19 protein-coding genes and 3 tRNA genes are annotated in these 22,884 nt (G+C 33.4%); 9 read left to right on the top strand and 13 right to left on the bottom strand.

All coding sequences use genetic code 11. The features are described 5' to 3' along the window. Positions 1-116: 116 nt before the first annotated feature. Positions 117-1,229 (bottom strand): hypothetical protein, encoded by a 1,113-nt coding sequence (locus I6F48_RS00225; RefSeq protein ID WP_197118552.1) that lies wholly within the window; start codon positions 1,227-1,229, stop codon positions 117-119. Positions 1,230-1,365: 136 nt separating this feature from the next. On the opposite strand from I6F48_RS00225, the gene I6F48_RS00220 reads away from it, so the two are divergent. After that, positions 1,366-1,677, top strand: coding sequence for a hypothetical protein (locus I6F48_RS00220; RefSeq protein WP_197118551.1), 312 nt, complete (start codon positions 1,366-1,368; stop codon positions 1,675-1,677). A 179-nt stretch (positions 1,678-1,856) separates the two neighbouring features. Here the strand turns inward: I6F48_RS00220 and I6F48_RS00215 are convergent, their stop codons facing one another. Both I6F48_RS00215 and I6F48_RS00210 read right to left on the bottom strand, forming a co-directional pair. After that, positions 1,857-2,822 carry a hypothetical protein gene (locus I6F48_RS00215; RefSeq protein WP_197118550.1) on the bottom strand — a complete coding sequence of 322 codons (966 nt, stop codon included), beginning with the start codon at positions 2,820-2,822 and terminating at the stop codon, positions 1,857-1,859. A gap of 3 nt (positions 2,823-2,825) precedes the next feature. Beyond that, the gene (locus tag I6F48_RS00210) at positions 2,826-3,356 is read right to left on the bottom strand and encodes a hypothetical protein (protein WP_197118549.1); all 531 of its coding nucleotides are present in this window, start codon (positions 3,354-3,356) and stop codon (positions 2,826-2,828) included. A gap of 547 nt (positions 3,357-3,903) precedes the next feature. On the opposite strand from I6F48_RS00210, the gene I6F48_RS00205 reads away from it, so the two are divergent. The 3 genes from I6F48_RS00205 to I6F48_RS00195 all read left to right on the top strand — a co-directional run bounded on the left by I6F48_RS00205 (position 3,904) and on the right by I6F48_RS00195 (position 9,991). Further along, positions 3,904-7,158 (top strand): hypothetical protein, encoded by a 3,255-nt coding sequence (locus I6F48_RS00205; protein WP_197118548.1) that lies wholly within the window; start codon positions 3,904-3,906, stop codon positions 7,156-7,158. 123 nt (positions 7,159-7,281) lie between these two features. Further along, positions 7,282-9,372, top strand: a complete 2,091-nt coding sequence (locus I6F48_RS00200; RefSeq protein ID WP_197118547.1) for a hypothetical protein — start codon at positions 7,282-7,284, stop codon at positions 9,370-9,372. Between the two features lie 52 nt (positions 9,373-9,424). Then, positions 9,425-9,991 carry a hypothetical protein gene (locus I6F48_RS00195; RefSeq protein ID WP_197118546.1) on the top strand — a complete coding sequence of 189 codons (567 nt, stop codon included), beginning with the start codon at positions 9,425-9,427 and terminating at the stop codon, positions 9,989-9,991. 103 nt (positions 9,992-10,094) lie between these two features. Here the strand turns inward: I6F48_RS00195 and I6F48_RS00190 are convergent, their stop codons facing one another. The 5 genes from I6F48_RS00190 to I6F48_RS00170 all read right to left on the bottom strand — a co-directional run bounded on the left by I6F48_RS00190 (position 10,095) and on the right by I6F48_RS00170 (position 16,775). Next, the gene (locus I6F48_RS00190) at positions 10,095-10,271 is read right to left on the bottom strand and encodes a hypothetical protein (protein ID WP_197118545.1); all 177 of its coding nucleotides are present in this window, start codon (positions 10,269-10,271) and stop codon (positions 10,095-10,097) included. Between the two features lie 230 nt (positions 10,272-10,501). After that, positions 10,502-11,530, bottom strand: coding sequence for a hypothetical protein (locus tag I6F48_RS00185; protein ID WP_197118544.1), 1,029 nt, complete (start codon positions 11,528-11,530; stop codon positions 10,502-10,504). A gap of 1,964 nt (positions 11,531-13,494) precedes the next feature. Next, the gene (locus tag I6F48_RS00180; protein ID WP_231609594.1) at positions 13,495-15,171 is read right to left on the bottom strand and encodes a methyl-accepting chemotaxis protein; all 1,677 of its coding nucleotides are present in this window, start codon (positions 15,169-15,171) and stop codon (positions 13,495-13,497) included. Between the two features lie 56 nt (positions 15,172-15,227). Further along, on the bottom strand, positions 15,228-15,692 hold the full coding sequence (locus I6F48_RS00175; protein ID WP_101216902.1) for a hypothetical protein: 465 nt from the start codon (positions 15,690-15,692) through the stop codon (positions 15,228-15,230). A gap of 462 nt (positions 15,693-16,154) precedes the next feature. Beyond that, positions 16,155-16,775: a MarC family protein gene (locus I6F48_RS00170; protein ID WP_101216903.1), complete on the bottom strand. Its 621-nt coding sequence runs from the start codon at positions 16,773-16,775 to the stop codon at positions 16,155-16,157. 95 nt (positions 16,776-16,870) lie between these two features. On the opposite strand from I6F48_RS00170, the gene I6F48_RS00165 reads away from it, so the two are divergent. The 3 genes from I6F48_RS00165 (at position 16,871) to I6F48_RS00155 (ending at position 18,276) form a co-directional block, all read left to right on the top strand. Continuing rightward, a complete protein-coding gene (locus I6F48_RS00165; protein WP_007580267.1) occupies positions 16,871-17,308 on the top strand; it encodes a transcriptional repressor in 438 nt (145 codons plus the stop codon). 75 nt (positions 17,309-17,383) lie between these two features. Then, positions 17,384-17,851, top strand: coding sequence for a chemotaxis protein CheX (locus I6F48_RS00160; RefSeq protein ID WP_166419386.1), 468 nt, complete (start codon positions 17,384-17,386; stop codon positions 17,849-17,851). Continuing rightward, positions 17,848-18,276, top strand: a complete 429-nt coding sequence (locus tag I6F48_RS00155) for a secondary thiamine-phosphate synthase enzyme YjbQ (protein ID WP_165721147.1) — start codon at positions 17,848-17,850, stop codon at positions 18,274-18,276. The genes I6F48_RS00160 and I6F48_RS00155 overlap by 4 nt, the downstream gene beginning before the upstream one ends. 220 nt (positions 18,277-18,496) lie before the next feature. Here I6F48_RS00155 and I6F48_RS00150 read toward each other — a convergent pair. The 4 genes from I6F48_RS00150 to orn form a co-directional block, all read right to left on the bottom strand. Further along, positions 18,497-18,572, bottom strand: a tRNA-Gly gene (locus tag I6F48_RS00150). A gap of 120 nt (positions 18,573-18,692) precedes the next feature. Beyond that, positions 18,693-18,768, bottom strand: a tRNA-Gly gene (locus tag I6F48_RS00145). A 173-nt stretch (positions 18,769-18,941) separates the two neighbouring features. Continuing rightward, a tRNA-Gly gene (locus tag I6F48_RS00140) sits at positions 18,942-19,017 on the bottom strand. 105 nt (positions 19,018-19,122) lie between these two features. Further along, the gene (orn, locus tag I6F48_RS00135; RefSeq protein ID WP_007585019.1) at positions 19,123-19,668 is read right to left on the bottom strand and encodes an oligoribonuclease; all 546 of its coding nucleotides are present in this window, start codon (positions 19,666-19,668) and stop codon (positions 19,123-19,125) included. A gap of 121 nt (positions 19,669-19,789) precedes the next feature. Here orn and rsgA point away from each other — a divergent pair, with 121 nt between their 5' ends. Together rsgA and asd are read left to right on the top strand one after the other, a co-directional pair. Beyond that, on the top strand, positions 19,790-20,848 hold the full coding sequence (rsgA, locus tag I6F48_RS00130; RefSeq protein WP_197118543.1) for a small ribosomal subunit biogenesis GTPase RsgA: 1,059 nt from the start codon (positions 19,790-19,792) through the stop codon (positions 20,846-20,848). Positions 20,849-20,862: 14 nt separating this feature from the next. Beyond that, complete coding sequence (gene asd, locus I6F48_RS00125; RefSeq protein ID WP_197118542.1) at positions 20,863-21,729, top strand: archaetidylserine decarboxylase; 867 nt, start codon at positions 20,863-20,865, stop codon at positions 21,727-21,729. Between the two features lie 394 nt (positions 21,730-22,123). Here the strand turns inward: asd and I6F48_RS00120 are convergent, their stop codons facing one another. Then, positions 22,124-22,873 (bottom strand): HesA/MoeB/ThiF family protein, encoded by a 750-nt coding sequence (locus I6F48_RS00120; protein ID WP_197118541.1) that lies wholly within the window; start codon positions 22,871-22,873, stop codon positions 22,124-22,126. Between the last annotated feature and the right edge of the window lie 11 nt (positions 22,874-22,884).

The raw sequence follows: 22,884 nt of genomic DNA, 5'->3' as shown, positions 1-22,884 counted from the left end.
AAGTGGAGGCTTACACTGTTTGTTATATAATTATTTAGCTTCATAACTTAGCTGTATTGATTCAATTATCTCCTTTGGCCTATTCAAATTAAGACATACCAAATACATATAGACGATTAATAATAATTAACGTCTAATTCATCTAATATTTTAAGGAACTTTTTTCTAGCATTAACAACGGATTCAACTTCATATGGAAAACCTATATTAGTAAAAAATTCAGCTACGCACTCTGCTGCATCATGTAGATTTTTTATTTCTTGGTTTTTTGTTTCTGTGCGCTTCCATTCTACTATTTTGGTTTCATATAGCCTGTCACAAAAAAGTCCTACAAACATAGTTGATACCATACTTTTATTCTTTATAACCTGCCTCTTGTATGTATTGGTACGTAAGTTAGTAGGAAGGTAATGTGTATAAATATCTTTTACCGTCTCTATTGGAACCAACTTTTTAAAAATTAGTGATTTTATATATTCGATTGTTGCGTCAAACATTGGCTCTTTAATTTCTTTAGGTATAGCAATAATATGATATCCATCCATTAATTGATTATTAATAAATGCATTTGATTTATCTCCATCAAAATAAAACCCTTCGATACAGGCTCCAATAGATAAATTAGCTTCAGTAGTGTCATTCCAAAGCTTGATTGTACTTTGTGCTTTATCTGGTTCAACTAAATCATCAAGTATAGATTTAGAACAGTCCCAGAAATCGGTTTGCTCTTCGTTCATTGCTAGAGATCTATTTGGGTTGAAATTAGCATCTGAAATAAGTTTATACCAGAGTAAGTCAATGTAATTTCTTAAGCTCTTAGTTGGATAGTTTAAGCCTCTTTTTAAAATGGTGCTCCAAGGCTCACTTATAGCAGAAGGATTCTTTACCGAACCACTTACTTTTTTAGTGATGTAGTTAATATCGCTTTGAGAAATGCTTGGGAATTTTTGAGTAAACTTTTTTAAATAACCTTGATACTCATACTCACCTCCTATGAAATAAATACATATCAAATCAAACATATCATTGCTTAACTGTTTTTTAAAAGCTTCATCTAATAATTCACCTTGTTCAATAATATTTTTAAAAGCCATATCAAATGTTTTTTTTATCTCCTGTACTTGTCTAACCCCACCTCTTTTAACAATTCGCCAAACACTGATCTCTGCGGCTAACTCTTGATCTACATAGTTAAGTATATTTCTTTCATGTTGAGGTATCCGTGGCATTAATATCTCCCTAATCAGTATTGGCATCACTTGGGGTTAACTTGATGTACCTTACAATACAAAAAAAATAATTGTAATGTAAATATGTCGGTACGAACTTGTACCAAATAACTAATTTACTTGTGAGGTAATTAATATGAGCGACAAAAAAACAGTAAAAAGTAAAATTAAAAGTGTCATTAAATCTGTAAATGGTACGGCAGGTGAAGCATTTGAGAATTCAACTTTTGACAGTATGGTAAATAAGTATGGTGAAAATACCACTTACAAAGTTTTAGAGTCTGAACTTAAAAAGGCAGGGGAAACAATAGAATCCTTTAAAATTTATCAGCGAGTAAAGCGTAAAGTACAGAATGATCAGATCAGTATCTATCGAACAGAGCAAAAACTTGAAGAAGAGGTTAAGAAAGTAGTTAAAGGTGAGCTTGGATACTTATTAAAAGTCTAATAGTTCTTTTTGATAACCAAATATACAGTTGATAACGCAAGCGGATTTTACGTATTGAAAATACTTAATCTATGTCATTCCTGCTTTACATTATTATAGTGAAATGGCATAGATTTTTGAATTCTTCCATCGTGAGATAGTGGCTAAACACTAAAATTACGGATGAAAGCTTAAACTTATTAATTGAAGAGGTGATATTGAGTTTTTAGAATTAAAAACAGCGACTTACGAAGTTCATAAACAGACTTTATCTTTTCATTCTTATCAGATTTTTTATCGTTAATTTTTGAATGACAAGCTCTTACCTTGTCATTCAACACTTTCATATTTTCTAAAAACGGTTTAATTATTTTTAATTGTTCCTCTGTATTGGAGTAACTATAGATATTCAAAGTCAGTAATTTATCTACTAAAAAATCAAAGTTTTTATATTCTTTTTTAGGGTTTGAAATACTGGTTATTGTCTTCTGAATTTGCTTAATGGCAGAGTTAAAACACGCTGGGTTATCATTATCCTCGTTAATAGTTTTAATCAGCTTAATTGTTTGAAGGCACGATTTAACCACTCTTTTTGTTTCATTATCAATATTGTTTTTTTGGTGTGAATCAACCTCAAGTTTTACTGCATTTAAATCATCAATCATTGGGGTCTTTTGCTTTCTGACACCTTCTTTATTTATTGCTTTAAGAACCTTATTATTTATGTCTTTCATAAAATCAGTATCATCAGATAATTTACTCATAACAGGTGTAGCAATATCAAAGTCAAACTTGTTTAAAACTCGTTTAAAAGCTTCTAAACAGATATTTACATATTGTGAATGTGTCGGTTTAATTTTCTTAATTAATGATATGTAATCATCAAGACTCTTACAGTTACTTAAATCAATTATAGAATTATCAGCCTTTGTATAAGTTGAATTAAAAAACTTATCAAATCCCTTGATTTGCTCTTCATTTGGCTTGAATTTTTTTTCCTGATTTATAGCTTTATCTGGTTCAGTAAATGCAATACTTATTCGCTTTCCATAAAGCACTGTATTAAAGAAATCAGTCTTTGTATTAAAACCTAACTCTTGAATTAGCTCTTGAATAAGAGCTTCTTCATACTGGTTTGAGTAATAACTAAATTTACCTTTACTCATAACTTAACCAACTTCTTTATCAATTGTTTTTGTTGAAAAAGCTTTAATATAGTTAAGTAGTTTTTTCTTATCTTCAACAGATCTACGTTTTGAAAATATTTCAATAATAAGCTCGCAATCTATCGAATCTGTTATCTTTGTTCGTAGCGTTTTAACGACTTTATCCAGAACGTTACTTATTCCTTTTTTGGCTTCTGTAGAGCCACTTTTTAAAGACTCTTCTTCTAGCCTTATTAATTCATCACATTTACTAAAAAAGCGATTGTAGAACTCTGTTGATACCTTATTTTCATTACTGCGTTTTAAGTCCATTACAATTTTAAAATACTCATTAAAATTGCTCTTGATGATCGTTTCAATCATTTCAGAAAATAGCACTTTATTAACTTCTGTTTGTGAATCAACCATCAAAGATAGAACCGAGACTTGAGCTTTCATTGCATTAAATCTACTGCGTTTTAATGTTGGTATTACCTTTGTCTTTTTAGCTTCAAACGTTTTTTTTAATGCCTGTGTCGTTATAAACCTACTCATAATATTTCTCCTTTTTAATTACTATGATTTTTAATACTTTCCATATTTACTAAAGAACCACATTTAAAAAAAAGATCAAATAAAGCATATAAAAGACCTTAAAAAAAAGAACCCATACCGACCGAAGGGAGTAAATAAATAAACATCAGAAAGGGAAAAAAACGAAGTTATTTGATGTGATGCGTTTATTAATTTAATTCAGATGAAGCGAGAAAAAATATATTGGAATGCCGAAGGCTTCCATATGTTTTAGGGAAGTGGAAACTGTTGTCTTGCATTGTTTTTACCTAAATCTTTAATGTTTAGTTTTCGGACTTAAGCCATTTTGGAGAATTCAAAATAAAATCATTTATTTTTTCTGTTTATGCATTTCGCTTGAAAAAACAAGTTAAAAAACTATGTTTCTATCTGAAATTATTTCTGGTTTTATAAAATGCTTTTTGTGTATTTAAAAGACTTTTTAATTTCGTTCTGTATGTTCGCTTGAAAAAACTTATTTATATGTTCTTTTTAATAATATTAATGATTATTTATAAGGACATAAATTATGAAACATATATTGGCAATTTTATTTACGTTAGTTGCACTAACGGCTAACGCTGATTCTGGAAGGATAGTAAATTCAGATTGCATACCTTCTAAACATCTCACGCAGAAACAAGGGAATATGACTAGAGCAGATTTAAGCTCATTAAGCGCCTTAACCCCTTGTGGAATGATATTAGATGCAAAGACAGTTATTTCTAACTTAAGTATGATTTCTACTAAAGATGATGTTCGTTTTTACAAAAATTATATACAAGATGCTACTCACGAATATCAACGTATTGAAGATGCTATGAAAGATGTAACAAGCATATCGTTAATATTTGAATACTTGTCTTACTGTGTCTTTATATTGATGCCGCTTTATCTAACAGCAGTAGTTATTAGATCAACGACTAGCAAAGAGAATTTACGAGGTGTTCTAGTAGTGCTTGCTTTGGGGGGATTCGGTGGATTAACTTTTAATATATCTACTGTATACACAGGTATGACTTTAGGTACTTTGGGAACACTTGGTTATATAAATTATGAGCAAAGTGATAATGATACATTTAACGATGTACTTAATTCAGACTTATCAAATATTTCCACTGCATATAGCGAATCAAACACTAAACTTATTACAGCAATCAAATATGACTCGATTCAAAACACTGTAACGAACTTTCATTTGAAAGAAGTTCTAGGTGGACGTTTAGAGCTTGATGCAACTCTATTAGGTGATGAGGACGATGTTAATAGACCAACCGAAGGAGAGTTTAGGTTTTATCAAAAGCATTGCGAAAAAGCATCTGGCTTTGCAGTTACAGATAAAGACTTTAGTTTTCTTGTTGCCAACTTCAATTATACAAATTTACCCGTGTCTGGAAATCTTCTATCAGCAGGGAACACAAGTGAATTCAATTGTTCAGATCACTACGGAAAACTAACAAAAACAGTAAGCATAACCTCTAACGCAGTCGTATCAACAGATAGGTTTATGCTGGGGCTGTTTGAAGAAGAAATGGCAAAAGATTTGAACTGGCTAGAGTCGCTAAAAGCAAGTTTTGACAGTTTGAATGGGAGAGCTAATCTTGTATTAGAAAAGACCGCAGAAGTTGCCTCAAATAATATTGATTTTATACCTTCGCAATTAGAGTTAGCCCTATCAGCAGTGAAAGAATCTAAAAGTTCTAATACACCAATTAAGAAAACAAAATCTTGGGGTAGTTTAGTTGCTTCTCAAAAAACAAGAATGGGTAATGTTTATGATAACGGTGATATTGAAGATATGACGGTTATGCAGGAAATGGCTTTGAATGCAATTCAGGGACAATATTTTAAGTCTGCTACTTTATTTGGATACAGTCCTGAAGATGGAGAAGAATTAGATTTTATAAGTGATAAATTTGGTATTGGTTTTTATTACCTTTCCCCATTTGTTAATGAGACTTCCAAATTAGCTTTAGAGATAGAATGTATTAATACTGATGGCAAGTTTTACCCTCATAGAATCAACTTTGCTAATTATTATAATAATGTGGATCTTGAAACACCTCACCATCTCACAAAACGTTTTGGCGGTGAATCAGGCGCACATTGTTATAAGTATGTTGGGGACAAACTTGTTGCAGGAGCTAACCCTGAAGATCTTCAAATATTAAGAAGTGAAGTGAGACAACGAGATAAAGCTTTGAGTATTTGGTTTGACTCTATTGATGCCGCTTCTATAGAGTTAATTATGGATAAGCCAAATTTGAATGACGACATTCTTGTTGATTATTTAAATACGCTCGATACAACTTTCCAATCTACTGTTGATAGCTATCTTGTTCTTACAAAGGTTAAACAAGAATTGATGCAAATATTTAATACGGTTGATGATGCATTTTCAGTTAAATATGCAATGGAAGAGATGATTGAAGATACAAGTAAGCCAGCAACATATTTTAACTTTGGAAGATTCTACGACAATGTTTACCAGCAAGACTTAGATCAAATTGCACAATCTAAAGGATTACGATTTTTTGATTTAAAAGATTATTTCACCTTAAGTGTCCAAACGTTTATTGATGCAGAAAATGAAAGAGCAATGGAAGCTCAAGGTGTTATTAATACTTTGTTTAAACCCCGTTGTCCTGTCATTGATCAATACGGTAATTGTGAAGCATCAATTATTCAGTTGCTTCAAGTTAATTACGAAACAATGTTCTCTATATCTGAAAGTTTAACGTTGTATAAACTTGTCATTGATGGTGTTGATGGTGCTTGTGATTTAAGTTCTAGTAATAATACGGGAGGCTCTTTACAAATGGGTGCAGCAAAGGCCAACCCTTATATTATGGCTATTTGTGGTTTATCAGGTGGCTTAGATACAGTAAATGAGTTGATTGTTGCTCCTGCAATTAATGTTGGTTGGGTTTTGACGTTCTTTAATAAAGTAGGATTATTGATACCTAGTCTTGCAGATTTATTTATTTTTGTTTTAGGATTTGTGATGATTTTTATACCAATTTTAATGATTCCTATTTTATTGAATGTTGAAATGTCACGAAACTTAATGTATCAGTTCAGTGATGATCCAAAAGCTTTTGAAAAATTAACTGATTTTGATGCAACGATTAATGCAGTTAAAACCCTACTGATTAGTTCTTTTGCATTTTGCTTTACTGGTTTAGTAGGTATCTGGTTATATACCTCTGGTGGCTTCGGTGGTGGTATTTTTGACACGTTAGTTAGTAGTGATTCAGATATTGAAGAAACTACGATTAAAATCATTATTAGCTTGTTACTTGTTGTCGTGGTAGTTGCGCTTATTGCTGTTAAGTTTATTCCTTCTATTTTAAGTAACGTATACGACCAAATTATGCAATATATGAAAGTTCAGGCAAGTAAAATGTCAGAATCATCCAATGCATTTTCTGGATTTATGGTTGGTTATTTTACTACTAGAGCTTTTGACCAAGCTAATAAAGTGCAAAGTAAATCTTTAGGCGCAAGTAAAAACTCACTGAAAAATAAAGCTACGAAATTTAAAGAAAATTTGAATGCTAAATCAACTCCAAATAATAACGAAAAAGTTAATGTTGATATCGTTGATAAAGATCATTCGAAAGAAAAAGAGGTAACAAAGTCTTCTAATCAAACTTCAAAGAAAAAGCCAATGAAAACTTATGAATTTGAAGGTGATATTGGAAAAATGGATAAAGACGAATTAAAAAAATATGAAGAAGACATAATTAAGACTATTCATTCTAGTGAAAACTCAAAGAAATAATTACTCTCTTAATTAAATTAAAAGGCTGTTTATTCAGCTTTTTTTTGCTCTTAATATTATGAAAATTGAAATATACCCTGTATGTGATAATTCTGACTGTATAGATAAAGGATTATACATACGATGAAACACACGATTTCAATATTAATATTCACATTACTTTTTTCATTTTCTGCACTATCAATGGAAAAAGATTTAACGATAGGCGAATGTAATTACTCATATCAGGCAAGTAAAAACTTAAAAGTATCTGTTGAAGAAAATAGTAAATGTTTAACGGGGGCTTTAGAAAAAAAAACAGAACAAAATAATAAAAACAAAAAAACTTTTAGTGACGCTTCTGGAAAACTAAAATCTTCTTACGACACTATAAAGCCTTATATGGGAGGACTTTTAACACTATTATTGCTCTATAAACTTATTCAGTTTTTAAGCCCTGAAAACCGTGAAAGAGCGAAACAAGGTGGTACAGATGTACTTTTTAAAGTATCTCTTTTCTCTTTAGCTGTAATGATAATGTCAGAAGTTGAGTTGATACAAGATATATCAGATAAAGGATTAAATACTATTTTTCACAATATGATTTTACCACTTGCAGTAAACAATCATATAAAAGAACAATCAGATACCGTTAAACAACACGCTGTTGAGGCAAATAGGACTATTATCACTGAGAAAATAGTTCAGATGTCTCAATCTATGTTTGAGTCTGAAATATGTGCAATATCTTACAAAGCTAATTTAATGACTTCCTATAGTTTAAAAGATTTAGAGGTTATAGATGCCAATCCAGTATTACTATGTATGGATAATTATAAAGCAAAAAACTCAAGTAAATCTATTACTGAAATGGATAATAGAATGCTTTTATCATCGGCAATTAATCATTGCTCTCAAGTATCAGAATCATCACATTTAATCGACTGTGGTAAACAGTATTCGTTAGGTTTTAGCCAAGGTATTAATTCGACAATCAATAAGTATTCTATTGAAATTGCGAGGCTGGCGAATGAATTTCACGCTGTAAATTGTAATATTTTAAAAAATAAGAATAAAAATAATTATGAAACATATTGTCGTGATTATACAAATGGTGATTTCTCTCTTATTGAAACAGATAAGACGTTAGGTGACTTCGATACTCATTTTAATTTTACTATTGAGTCTTTTGTAACAGACTATTCAAATATTATAAAAAGGGAAATGGAATTAATACAAAAAATAGTTAAAGAAGGGAAAATGGCTTCTGCCTATGATCAAGCTGTTGAAGCAATGACAATACCAAATAGAGATGAAGAATACGGAAAGATTATCAAAGATAGAGTTAATGAATTGCAGTTTATATCTCCATACAGACGTGATTTTGAAACGGGAAGGCATTTACAAAGTCTAGTAACTGATTTAAAAGTTATTGAATCGGTAGATGATTATTTCTCATATTTAAATCACTCTTCGCTTTCATCTTTTGAAAACGCTAATAATTTTGCCTCAAATTTACTTCGTCAATTTACTTGGATTACTGATCCTGAAAAATTAATTGGTGAATACTCGGACTCTCTTAATGAAGAATTTAAAATTAATTCTGATGTTCTTTTAGCCATTCAAGAAAACAAAGCCTCATTTTTAGCTGTAGGAACAATTACTAAAATATCTGTAGCTATCGCTAAAAGAGCATTCAAAAAACAAGGAAAGCCACTAGGCAAGCTAACAATGATTGATACTATTGGTTCCATATGTATATTTTTAAGTTTTTATAAAGAAGTATTAACAGTGACATTTATTTCTATTGGATACGCATTGTTTTTACCTACGATAATTACAGCATTAATTCTTATTTCTCTGAAATTTTTATCAAGTCTATTTTTAAAAGTAGATATTATTTATCTTGGAGATGAGATAAATGACATATATTTTAATATTCAAAATATATCTTTAAGCTTATTAATACCTATTGTTGGAACATCACTTTTCGCAAATGTAATACAGCATCTTATAGATAATGTTGATATTTTAAATAATGGTTATCAGTCTATATTGGCCATACTAAACTTAACGGTATATTTAATTGTTTGTTTAGGCTTACTAGCTGTTCAAATATACCTGATGTTCTGGACATACAATTACATCAACTCTAAATCAAAATCAAAAAGTGAAAACATAAAAGACAATCCAAAAACATTTGCATTAAAAGGGAAAAAAATATTAAGACTATAGCTTGAAATATATTAAGGTCCAGATATTATATATAATATAAAAGGAGAATATTATGAAAGGAAAGATATTAGTAATAACATTAATTAATTCTATTGTAGGAACAGCGCAAGCAACACCAAATGAAATTGATTTTAATTTATATAAGAACGATTGTATTGAGGAATATAAGGCTAATGTTACAAATGTAGGTAAAAGTGATATTAATGGAATATATTTAAGATATGAGGGAGTTGAAAAAATAAAATTTACCTCTATTTATTTTATGCCCGATTTAAATATGGGAGTTAAATTCAATGGAGTTAAGTTCTCGCCAACTTATGATCTAAATGATATTGATGGTACTTATACTTTTTATAGTAAAAAAGATAATGACTCTGGAAGATCTGGATTAATGTATAGTTTGAAAGACGTAGGTGATGATGAATACTCTTTTAGTATATTTAAAAGATCAGGTAGTGAAAAAGTTAATGGTAAAATAACATCCAAATTTGAGAAAGCTAAAAAGCTTAATAAATCTAAAAAAGAACCTATCTTTGAAGCTGTTTTTAAAGTGGATAACGAACACGGGAAGTTTTTATATCCAGAACACACTCAATTCCCTAGAGTCTGTTTACTATAAGGAGGTAACATTATTTACAGCGCATTTATGCGTTGTTTTTGTTGTATGAAAAAGAGTGGAACATTAAAAGAAAGAACCATTGTATTTTATTATTAGTGAGAGATTAAAAGCGAACTAATGATTTAAAGCCGTAAAAAGCTTGTTGTATACCGTACCAAACAGTACCTAATACAAGTAAAGAAGCTAATACTGCTCCAATAAATAATAACTTTCCAGTTAACCCTCCTGCTAAAAGAATTGACAGTGCGATTAATGTATTTCTTTTTTTACTTTTGCTCATAATTTTTTCCTTTTTAATTTATGTATAATTTAAAATATTTAAGTCTCACAAAGACAAGATTTAAATATTTTCAATGAAAACATAAGTTGTAATAATTTTAGTAAATCTCCAAATAAGATAATCAACCTAACTAAATCATATAGCAATACATATCGAATGTCAATATATATGTATATATCAAAACTTTAAATATATATATTTTTATTTGTCCTGCATTTTTATTTGTATGTTTAGTATTTAACTTTAACAAGTTCCTTTACACCATCTTTTGTATATTGAAGATAATCAGTATTAAATATATCAAAGGCTATATCTTCATCAGACTTACCGTTTATTAAACTATTAAATATCTCTCTCCCTTTTGCGGTGTTCATTAATTTACTATTAATTTCTATTTTTTTAGGTACTTTTTTAAGTGCTTTTATTGTAGTAGATTCAACAACTTTTTTTGCAATGTCTTGTATTTTGTATATTGACCATTTTAACCACTTATTTCCAGCAAGTGGTTTTGCTGTAACAATTTTTTCAAAGTTTAAAAAACCTTTTTCTTTAAGGTTTTCAAATGCATTATTTAGTAACTTATTACAGTTTTTATATATACCAAGCGCATTAATCAAATACTTTGTAGCAAAGAACTTATCTTTTTTAATATTTGATATTGACTGAATCATAAAAAATAAAGAACCACCTGTCTTATTTGATGCTACTTTAATGAACTCATCAACTTGAATATAAGTAATTGAGCTTTCTTCTTTGTTCAAAAAATTAATAAATTTTTCGCTAAAAACAAAAGATATAGTTTTATTTTTTAGATTTAATTTAAGTGTTGAGAAAATGCTAAATGTTACTTTTTTATTATCTTTTAAGCTTGTTACTGAAATAACCTTATTAGGCGCTAAATCAGTAGAGAATAGTTTTAATGCTTCAGTGATTTGAGTAATTGTATAATTTGATTTGATTTTACAAGCCCTAACAAGCTCGTCAGCACACGAATTAAATTTAAGTGTAATAGTCTGTTCATTTTCTTTTTTTAATGCCGTGTGTTGGTGTATTTTAAGCATTTCGCTGAATATCAAAGCTCCGTGCTTAATATCTAATTGCATATTGTTCAATTCAACTACTTCACTTCTGATATGATTCTTTATTGGATTCAGTTGCTCTGTTCTATTACGAAAAAAACCTGATTGGATCATAAATGTTGGTGCAATTATAGTTTCTTTAGAGAAACCTTTTTTGTATGAGTTTAAAATTGTAAGCATATTTTTTTCCTTTTTTATAATGTTTTTAAATTTTAAAAAAGAAAAATATAAGAGAGATATTGACAGAATTAATATTTGAGGTATTAAATATAGTATCTTTTTTTGTTATTAAGATACTTTAAAGGTAACTCCACATTGCCTTTTCTTTTTTTGTTATAAATATGTTTTATCTCAAAAATAATTTAAATCAAGTCATACAATGTAATTAATTTTACGGTATGGCTTTTTTTATATAAAAAGATAGGGAATGCTTCGCAAAAAAAATCATAGATTTTTCATCTCTGGTTAAATAAAGTCAGATTGTGTTTATATGTTCTACGACAACTAATCTATAAAAATCATCAGAAAAGCTTGCATAGCAAGCATTTAAAGAATAATACGTCATATTAATCATTTTAAATGCTTAAACCTGATATATGAATATATCCATTTCTAAATCTAAACTATCTTAAAAAGTTATATCTTATTATTGTGAATTATTGAGATTATAGTTGAGAATTATTAGGAAAAATATTGAAAAAGTAGAGAACTTTCAGGATTGAACCGTAGAACTTTCAGGAATAACAAAAAGTCCAAAGTTGATTTTATCCCTAAAGATCAATAATTTTACTGAATACTAATAAGTACCTTATAACAACGAGGCTATGTACTAGAAAAAAGATAAATCATAACTAACTCAGACAATACTGTTACAGCAATTCACCTATTGAATCTTTGCGCCTTTAGAAGGGATTGCAGAAGCTTGCGAGACGAACAGTATTAGATACGGAGAGAACGTACTATTTATTTTTCCGTGTGTCAGTCTAAAAAGACAAATAAGTATCAATGAATGTGTATTTAAATGATTATATTGACAGAAGAATAGGTGAGGAAATAAGCATATAAAGCACTTTAAAAATGAGTTACATCTCTCTTCAATTTTGACCCCTTTTGACCTCGAATCTTTATTTTCACTCAATGATTTGTGGGACCGATAGTTAATGTTCAAATAAGTAGTGATGCATAAAATAAGATTAACTTACCTAATCGATCTGATTTATGAAATTATAATTCCGCTATATTTCAATAAAACTCAGTGTTTACAAGGGTTGTGTGATGATTTAAGATATTAAAATATCTAACTTACTACCTATAACAATTTCAAATAGATCATAATAATGAAAATAAAGCTTAGATATTTTGCCCCCGCTACTGACCCCAAAAAATAAAACCCAATTACAAACAACAATTAATCATAAAAAAAACAAATAGTTGCAGTTGAAGTATTTAACGATCGGTCCAATCAAGCATTGGTGCCACAGAAAAGCGTCTATCCAAAGTACATTTATTCAAAGCAAACCTCAGGGTATTAAAGTTATTAAGCACAGCTTAAAAGGCGCTGCATTTTACACAAAAGCCTAGCGAGCATCAATGTAAAGAAAACACCTAAAAACCAAAATAATAATCTACACCAATTAAAATAAACCATATGACTCTGCTAAAGCCCATTTACCTGTGAGGTTAAACTTTCAACAGCTATGTTTATTTTTAGGTAAGGCAAAGTCTACGTGATGTGGCTACCCCTATAAATAGGCGATAACGCAGTATAAATACCAAACAGATGTTGCCCTTTGGATTCGCCCTTGGGGCGATTTACCTTTGTAGCCTACATAGGTTTAGATTAGGGACATTAACAGAACACAAAAACTTTGCCCCGTTTTTTAGCGAGCCCACAAGGTTACAAACCTCACGCCGCGATTAATTCCCCTAGATAAAACAAATCTTAAAACTGAATATTTAACAGGCTCAATATATTAACGCGACTATTATTGATTAATTTGTCTGTGCGGCAATAATGAAACTAATACAACTGCAGCAAGACAAGCACATAACCATATTTCATAAAGCGATTATCTACCTTAGGGATATATTTTTTGACGAGCAATAATTCGATTCCATTAACGCCGCTAAGCCAAAAATATAATTTAAACTTTAAATTTATTTAAATTCACTCTTAAATTTGCGATGTATCGGGCAATACTTTCATTCGCTTCTGATGTATTTTTTGCACCTGTAGACGTTTCTATTGCAATGTTAGTAATATTAATCAGATTTTGATTTATTTCACTTACAACAGCAGATTGCTCTTCTGCTGCGGTAGCAATCTGTAAGTTTAAGTCTGTAATTTCATTAACAGCGATGGCTGAGTTGGCAAATATTTCTGACGTTTGAGTACTTTTTTGCAGGCACTCGTCAGCACTATTAATGCCTTTATTCATACTAATAACCGCATTTTTAGCTTCGCTTTGTAAGCGAGTAACCAGTCCTTGTATATCAATGGTTGAAACCTGCGTTCGTTGAGCAAGCGCTCTCACTTCATCCGCAACTACTGCAAAGCCTCTACCAGTATCACCAGCGCGTGCAGCTTCTATAGCCGCATTTAAAGCAAGTAAGTTAGTCTGTTCGGCAATGCTTTGTATTGTGTCTAAAACACTACCAATGCTGTTCGTTTCAGTAACAAGGCACTCTATTACAGTGCTTGCTTCATCTATTTCTTGAGCTAAACGCTGAATAACAACTTTTGCTTGTGAAGCTTCTAATTTCCCCTTTGATACACGCTCTTTAACTGCTTCAGTTACGTCCGATGCATTTTGGGTATTACTAGCAACCTCTTGGGTAGTACAATTCATTTCCTCTACAGCGGTTGAAACCATTTCTGTCTCAGCTCTTTGCATTTCAACATTAACGACTGTTTCTTGCATTACAGTTACAGCAAACTTTGATGATTCATCTAATTGGGAGAGGTGTATATTAGCCTCGTTTATTGTTTCTCTTAGCATTAGTAAAAATTTATTAAATGCTCTCGCTGTATCTCCAGTTTCATCACCAGCGCTCTCGTCAAGTTTTAAAGTTAAATCACCATCGCCATCAGCTATTTCAATCAATCTATTTTTTAGCTTATTCACTGGTAAAGCAATTGCTCGACTGATCAAATATGATAAAGCAACGCCAACAATGACGGAGAATATAAATATATAAAGAATAAAATGAATACCTTGTTTTTCATCATTTTCAGCTTGGAGCGCTGAATTTAAGGTAAATTTTTGGATCTGGGACAGTAAAGCTATAAGCTTTTTATCGAATTTATCTTCCGCAACCTCTATTGATTTTACTTTATTACTCACACTAGAAACGGTCTGCGTTTTAGTCATCTCAATAACATCACTAATACTCACAGCAATACTTTGATACTCTTTATTTAAAAGCTTTAAATCGCTCGCGAGAGACTTAAAACTCAATTTCGCTTTTTCACTATGCAATTTATCAATTGAGTCAGTGACAAATTTTTCTGACTTATCAAATTCACTCTTAATTTTCTGTGTTAATGAAGTGAGTTTTTGCTCAATTTCTGCATTGTCACCCTCTGGATTTAAACTTACCTGTAATAAAGCTCGCTGAAATAATATTGTCTGTTCTAATTTATGCTCAGACATTTTAGAAAGCATATTGCTAAGCGGTATATCTCGCTCAGCTATATCAACTAGCTCTATACCAATTTTATTCATTTGTATTAAAGATATAACTCCGATCACAAACATTAGTAGTATTTGTGATACCCCTAGAAGGTATATTTTACTTGTAATAGACAATTTATTTAACATTTCAGACCTCTTAATAATTTAGGTTTAACCTAACTCTACAGTTACAAGTCAACACATTAAAAAGGTCTGGTAATAGCTAAACCCACAACAATTGCTTCTTCATTATCAATAAAATCAACAGCTATAGTGGGTGCAATTCCAAAATCTCCTATATGAAAATCATAAGCAGAACTTATGCGGTATAAATTTTCATTATGAGGGTGAGCTCCGCCAATTCTCTCCTCACCATAGCCCACACCTAAACGTATACTTTTGGTTGGATGATAATAAAGCGAAGCCAAAGCTACAGCAGTACCATCGCCATGATGAGCATCGTTTGTACGCTCAAATATCACCCCAGCGCCCCAAGCTTGAGTAAACTTATATTCATATTCAACACCAAACGTAAACTCAGTCTCACTATCAAAATGTGTAGTACCAATAAAAAAACCAGGAATATGCTTTACCTCATCACTGGCTTGAGCAATTGGAGCTAAAAAAGTTAATAAACATACCGTGAGCTTTACAGTTTTATTTTTCATAATTTTCTCTTTTAAATAAGGAAACAAAAAAACTCCCACACTACATCACCGTCAGTATTCCTTATAACAAAGCTAAAATGTAATAACTAAATAAACTGTTAAAAAAAATTTATTTCATATGTGGGGCAATATCACTAGTAAATATAGGAAGGGTTGCTTACTTAGTAAAATTTTTTATGAAATCATTCAAGACTATAAATGACGCAGTTTTATTTATATGAAACATGCTTATTTTTGCTGGGTGGGGTAACTCTTATCACTAATCACGATAGCAACATAGATTGAGGGCTATATTAATACCTATTCTCTGTACAGCACTCTATAGAAAGAAGTAAGGGAACACTTAAAAAACGTTGAGAGGAAGCTACGAAGATATTAAGTCGTCATTAGATCATAATGATCGCCAAAAACCCAGAACAGCAATATAGCGTAACGCCTTGCACCTCTAAGTAGGGACTACTTTTAATTAAATACCTGCAAGCCAAAATAATGGGCTATGCCATTTAAAATATTGGTAACCGCAACCGAGCTTAAAATAAGCCCCATAATTCTACTTATTATACTTGCACCACTATCACCAATTAATTTATGTACATGCGTTGCAAGCAGTAACAAAACCAGTACAACCGCTAATACAGCAAGCATCATTGAAGACGTTAGTAATTGCTCAACCCAGGTATATTCTTCATTACGAGTCATTAATACGGCGCCTAACATAGCGCCAGGGCTCGCGATAGACGGAATCGCAAGCGGAAAAATAGCGGTTTCAGTGCTGTCGCGTACACTTTTAATTTCGGCTTCAGGTTTACTTTCACCAAATATCATTGAAAGCGCAAAAATAAGTAATATGATACCGCCGGCTATTTGAAAAGCCGAAAGTGGAATTTCAATTGCGTTAAGTAATTGCTCACCTGCGAGTACAAAAAATAAGAGCACTAATGCAGATACGCCTACCGCTTTAAATATAACTTTACGTTTAAATTTCTCATCATCACCACGTGTGACTGCAATAAATACAGGTACAGTGCCAATGGGGTCAATAACCGCAAAAAAGAAAATAAATATAGCCAATAGTTCGTGCATTACTGGGTTTCCTAGGTAAAAAGCGCTTAATAAAAACGCTGCAACTACAACACAGTATGTTAGTATATCACGGTAGCATAAGGATAAGAGTAATGATGAATATAGAATCACTCGTAAGTAAAGCAAAACAAGTTTGTGACAACCGTGGTGCGCGTTTTACGCCTATCCGCGAGAAAGTATTTCGTCTATTAGCCAGTGCACAAGGTGGTGTTGGTGCATACGATTTGCTTGAGCAATTAAAAGTAACTGAAACAGGTGCTAAACCTGCAACTATTTATCGTGCATTAGACTTTTTAGCTGAACTAGGTTTTATTCATAAAATTGAAAGCACAAATGCATTTATGCTGTGCCATCATTTTGATCATATTCACCCGGTACAATTATTAATTTGCGATACATGTGGCTTTGTTAAAGAATTACACTCGAGTGTAATTTCGCATGAGCTTAATAATCTAGCTGCCGAAGGTGGCTTTGTCGTATCAGGGCAAACAATAGAAGCACATGGTAAATGTGAATCTTGCAGAGCATCATAATCCTTCAAAGTTATCCTTAGTGACTATACTCAAACTATATAGTCATTTCACAGAACAAATTTAAGAGTAGCCACTATGAATGTAGAATTCATCAATCCTTTTTTATCTTCTTTAATTAATGTTTTAAGCACTATGGCTCAAACTCAATTGAAGCCGGGTAAACCTCGCATTAAAACTGATGAGATAGCCTGTGGTGATGTATCAGGTTTGATTGGTATGGTTGGCCCGCAAACTCGTGGATCGTTTTCAATTACGTTTGATGAAGAGTTAGCGTTGACCATTATGGAACGTATGCTTGGCGAACGCCCTGATACCATAGATGAAGAAGTTACCGATATGGTTGGCGAAATAACCAACATGGTAACTGGTGGTGCTAAAAATTTACTTGGCGAGAAAGGCTTCGACTTTGATATGGCAACGCCTATTGTGGTATCGGGTAAAGGTCATACAATTACTCATAAAAGCCAAGGTAAAAAGATCATCATGCCATTTAGCTGTGACGCAGGTAATGCAAACATTGAAGTTAGCTTCGATAAACTATGAGTTGGCAGCAAAAGCAAATTACATTAAAACCTCGCCTGCGAGGTTTTCATATAATTGATGGCGAAATATTATCTCAACTTCCTGAACTGGCGAGTTACAAAATAGGCTTGTTACATTTATTTATTCAGCATACCTCAGCGAGCCTTACAATAAACGAAAATGCAGATCCCACTGTTCGTATGGACATGGAGAGCCATTTCAATAAATTCGTTCCTGAGCGTCAACCTTACTACCGCCACGATTATGAAGGTGATGACGACATGCCCGCGCATATTAAAACCAGTACGTTAGGCTGCGAGCTAAGTATTCCTATTTCAAATGGTTATTTAGCGTTAGGTACATGGCAAGGCATTTATTTAGGTGAACATCGTAACTCAGGCGGAGCTAGACGTATTATAGCAACTATTCAGGGGGAGCTATTTTAACAAAAGCTTCAGGTTTCAAAGTATTAGCTCTTCTGTACCTCACTCATACCTCATAACTTCAAAGTACGACACCTTTCTTGTGGCGCGAAGCGATAGCTTCTAACAACCAAAACTTCAATGCTGAATATTGCACATAGAATAAAGTAGATAAGAGAGATTTTAAATTATAATTTTATTTATGATTTTTAATATAGAAAATTTTGAAAGGATATAAAAAGATTGGAGCGGTACACGAGGCTCGAACTCGTGACCTCGACCTTGGCAAGGTCGCGCTCTACCAACTGAGCTAGTACCGCATTTTTATTTCTTTAGTTATTTTACGCTTAAGCGCGACAGGTCGCGTTCAACATTCTAGCAACTGAGCTAGTACCGTATAACTAAATTTACTATCACTACAATTTCTTTTGGTTAGAAATTGGAGCGGTACACGAGGCTCGAACTCGTGACCTCGACCTTGGCAAGGTCGCGCTCTACCAACTGAGCTAGTACCGCATTTTCACTTCTTCAGTTATTTTACGTTGGTGCGCGACAGGTCGCGTTCAACATTCTAGCAACTGAGCTAGTACCGCATTTTTCAGTTATTTTATTGATGTGCAATAAATTGCGTTCAACATCCTAGCAACTGAGCTAGCTTTTATTCACTACAATTTCTTTTGGTTAGAAATTGGAGCGGTACACGAGGCTCGAACTCGTGACCTCGACCTTGGCAAGGTCGCGCTCTACCAACTGAGCTAGTACCGCATTAATTGATGGTAATTCAATCACTCAAACACACTAACCCCGCGTGGGTTATCGTCTTGAGCGGGGCAGGATTCTACAATAATACAGTCTGTTTGCAAGTGTTTTTTACAAATTAAAGAAATTTTCTCTATAGACTTTTAATTCCATAATCGAATCTTTAATGTCATCCAAAGCAAGGTGTGAGCCTTTTTTGTTCACTTTTGCAAGCACTTCTGGTTTCCAGCGACGTGCTAATTCTTTAATAGTACTCACATCAAGATTTCTGTAATGAAAGAAGTCTTCAAGCTCGCGCATATATTTATTCATAAAGCGGCGGTCTTGACCAATTGAATTACCACACATTGGCGAAGTGCCTGCTGGTACCCACTGCTTTAAAAACGCTAAAGTTTGCTCTACAGCATAGGCTTCATCAAAGGTACTTGCTTTGCAGCGTGCTGTTAAACCCGACTTACCATGCTGAGTAGTACACCACTCGTCCATGCCATTTAGTAATTCATCACTTTGATGAATAGCTATAGTTGGCCCTTCGGCTAATATATTCAGGTCTGCGTCAGTGACAACCGTCGCAATTTCGAGTATTTTATCGGTCTCTGGTTCGAGTCCGGTCATTTCAAGATCGAGCCAAATTAAATTTGATTTATTAATAGTCATAATTACCTAAGCGGTGCTTTCCTTTAGATCCAACGCATTTCGATATATCATATTAGCATCAACCGTCGAGCTAAAGCTTTTTTTAGGAAAAGCGACATTTAACTAAGGTTATAGGCCTCCAGTGGCAAAACAAAAAAAATTAAGTAAAGGCCAATCGCGTCAGATCAAGGCCAATCACCAAAAGCGCATTAATAGCGCAGACTCAAGACCGGCTAAAAAAGGGGCGCAAGAATGGCAAACCGATAACTTAGGTCAGGTCGAGAGCGCAATTGTGATCAGTCGTTTTGGCCAACACGCCGATGTCGAAACTGAAAATGGCGATGTACTTCGCTGTAATATACGCCGTACTGTGTCTAATTTAGTATGTGGTGATGAAGTATTATTTCGCCGTGCCAAAGTAAGTGAAGGTGATTTAGCCGGTGTAATTGAAGCCACGCAAGAGCGTCGCTCGCAACTTACCCGCCCTGATTTTTACGACGGTGTTAAAGTTATTGCAGCCAACATTGACCAAATACTCATGGTATCGGCGGTATTACCCGAATTTACACCCAGTATTATCGACCGTTATTTAATAGCCTGTGAAGATATGGGCATTGAGCCAATTTTAGTGCTCAATAAAACCGATTTAATTGACGAAGCAGGCCTTAACGAAATACAAAAAGTTCTCGATATCTATCGTAAACTTGATTACCAAGTACTCCTTGTTAGTAATATATCAGGCGATGGTATCGATAAATTAAAAGAAGTACTTGTTGATAAAAATAATATTTTTGTTGGCCAAAGTGGTGTGGGTAAATCAACCCTCGTTAATACTGTTTTGCCAAATGCTGAAATATTAACTAAAGAAGTATCTGAAAACAGTGGCCTTGGCCAACACACAACAACTGTTTCACGCCTTCACCATTTACCAAGCGGCGGTAACTTAATCGACTCACCAGGAATTCGTGAATTTGGTTTATGGCATTTAGATGTTGAGCGTGTAACGTGGTGTTTTAAAGAGTTTAGAGAGTTTATAGGCGGATGTCGTTTTAGAGACTGTAAACACTTGAACGATCCGGGTTGCATCGTTAAAGAAGCAGTAGCCGATGGAAGAATTTCGCAATTGCGCTTTGACAGCTACCACCGAATTTTAGAAACAATGGCTGATGGTCGTGCCGGTTCTCGCGCACCTCGCGTATAATTTAGGAAAAAACTGTGAGTTTAGACAAATTTAAAATCGCAATGCAGTATGCAATGCCAAAACATTTTATTTCGCGCGTAGTAGGTAAATTAGCTGCTGCTAAAGCGGGCGCTTTAACAACCACGTTAATTAAACTATTTATTAAACAATACAAAATAGACATGAGCGAAGCACAATATTCAGATCCGGCTCATTACAAAAGCTTTAATGAATTTTTTACCCGTCCTTTAAAAGACGGCGTGCGTCCAATGGTAGAAGATAGTGACATTATTATTCATCCAGTGGATGGCGCAATCAGCCAACTAGGCGATATTGTTGACGGACAGCTCATACAAGCTAAAGGTCACGACTACAGCTTACAAGCACTGCTAGGCGGCTCACAAGATGACACAACACCTTTTTTAGGCGGTAAGTTTGCCACTATTTATTTAGCGCCTAAAGATTACCACCGTATTCATATGCCAATTGATGGCACACTAAGCAAAATGATTTACGTGCCAGGTGACTTATTTTCAGTAAACCCACTTACAGCGCAAAACGTGCCTAACTTGTTTGCACGTAACGAACGTGTAGTAGCAATTTTTGAAACTGAAATTGGTCCGCTTGCTATGGTGCTTGTTGGCGCAACAATAGTGGCAAGTATTGAAACTATTTGGGCTGGTACAGTAACACCACCAGCAGGTAGCGATGTATTTAGTTGGAAATACCCAACCACTGGCGATAACGCTATCACGCTTAAAAAGGGTGAAGAAATGGGTCGCTTTAAATTAGGCTCTACTGTGGTACTAGCATGGGGTGCTGATAAAGCTGAAATACTGGATGACCAACTACCAGAAGTGGTTACTCGCTTAGGTACTGCGTTTGCAAAAATTAACGATTAAAATCAATCGTTAATTCGAAATTAAAAAAACCGCGTTTAATTAACGCGGTTTTTTATTTTTGAAGGGGTAAAGCCTGCACACGCGTAAAGCGCCGCTTTTAATATTTATAACTGATAACTATTAATTGGCTTCTCTAAAGCGAAGCGCCCTCTTAACCTCTTTGTGAATAAATCACTTAAGATCTTATTGCACTAAGAGAAGCAAAAGAGATGTAAATGAGAAGACATCTGGCATAGAAATTACGAGCTTTTCTCGTCACGCCAGCAAGCTGTGCGTATACAAGCTTGGTGTAAGAGTTTTGATGTACTGTAGGCGTGAAGCTTGCTCACGCGAAAAGCGCAGCTTTTAATTCTTTAACGCCACATGTAATAACAGGCACAAGCCCCTCAAAAACCTATTTACCACACTCTTTACACTCTGAATCTTTAATCACTTTAAAGTGCTGCTGCTTTAAAGTAAGCGCATCAAACGTTATAAATACACATCCCTCTGCATGCCCCATTAATAAGTTGAGCGTAAGTTGCGCCTGCATAGAGCCTATTACACCAAGTAGCGGGCTAATCACTCCTGCGTTACTGCAATTTATAACGGGTGTATTGTCGCCCTGTGGAAAAACACAGCCATAACACGGGCTATCACTTTGCCTAAAATCAAAGCCTATTAACTGCCCTTTAGTTACTAAAGCTGCACCAGAAATTAACGGTGTTTTATTAGCAATACAATAACGATTAACGCTATACCGAGTACTAAAGTTATCAGAGCAATCAAGCACTATATCAGCACCTTTTAAAATGTTAGCTGCATTACTCTCATCTAACTTTTGGCAATACGTTACTATGTTTATTTGATTATTAAGACTCGCTAATACTTTACCTGCGGCGGCGACCTTGTTTTGCCCTAAGTGGTTTATTTTATAAAGCACTTGGCGCTGTAAGTTTGAAAGCTCAACTTCGTCATCGTCAATTAAAATAAGCGTTCCAATGCCCGCCGCAGCTAAATATAAAAGCGCGGGGCTACCTAGCCCGCCAGCACCCACAACTGCAACCGTTGAGGATTTAAGCGTTAACTGCCCTTCAAGCCCAACTTCTTCAAGCAATAAATGGCGACTGTAACGCAGGGTTTCTTTATCGCTTAGCTCATTCACTTTTACTGCCC

This window comes from Pseudoalteromonas sp. SWYJ118 (assembly GCF_015864505.1).
In the GTDB taxonomy this organism is placed as follows: domain Bacteria; phylum Pseudomonadota; class Gammaproteobacteria; order Enterobacterales; family Alteromonadaceae; genus Pseudoalteromonas; species Pseudoalteromonas arctica.
This window is presented reverse-complemented; position numbering and strand designations above follow the sequence as displayed.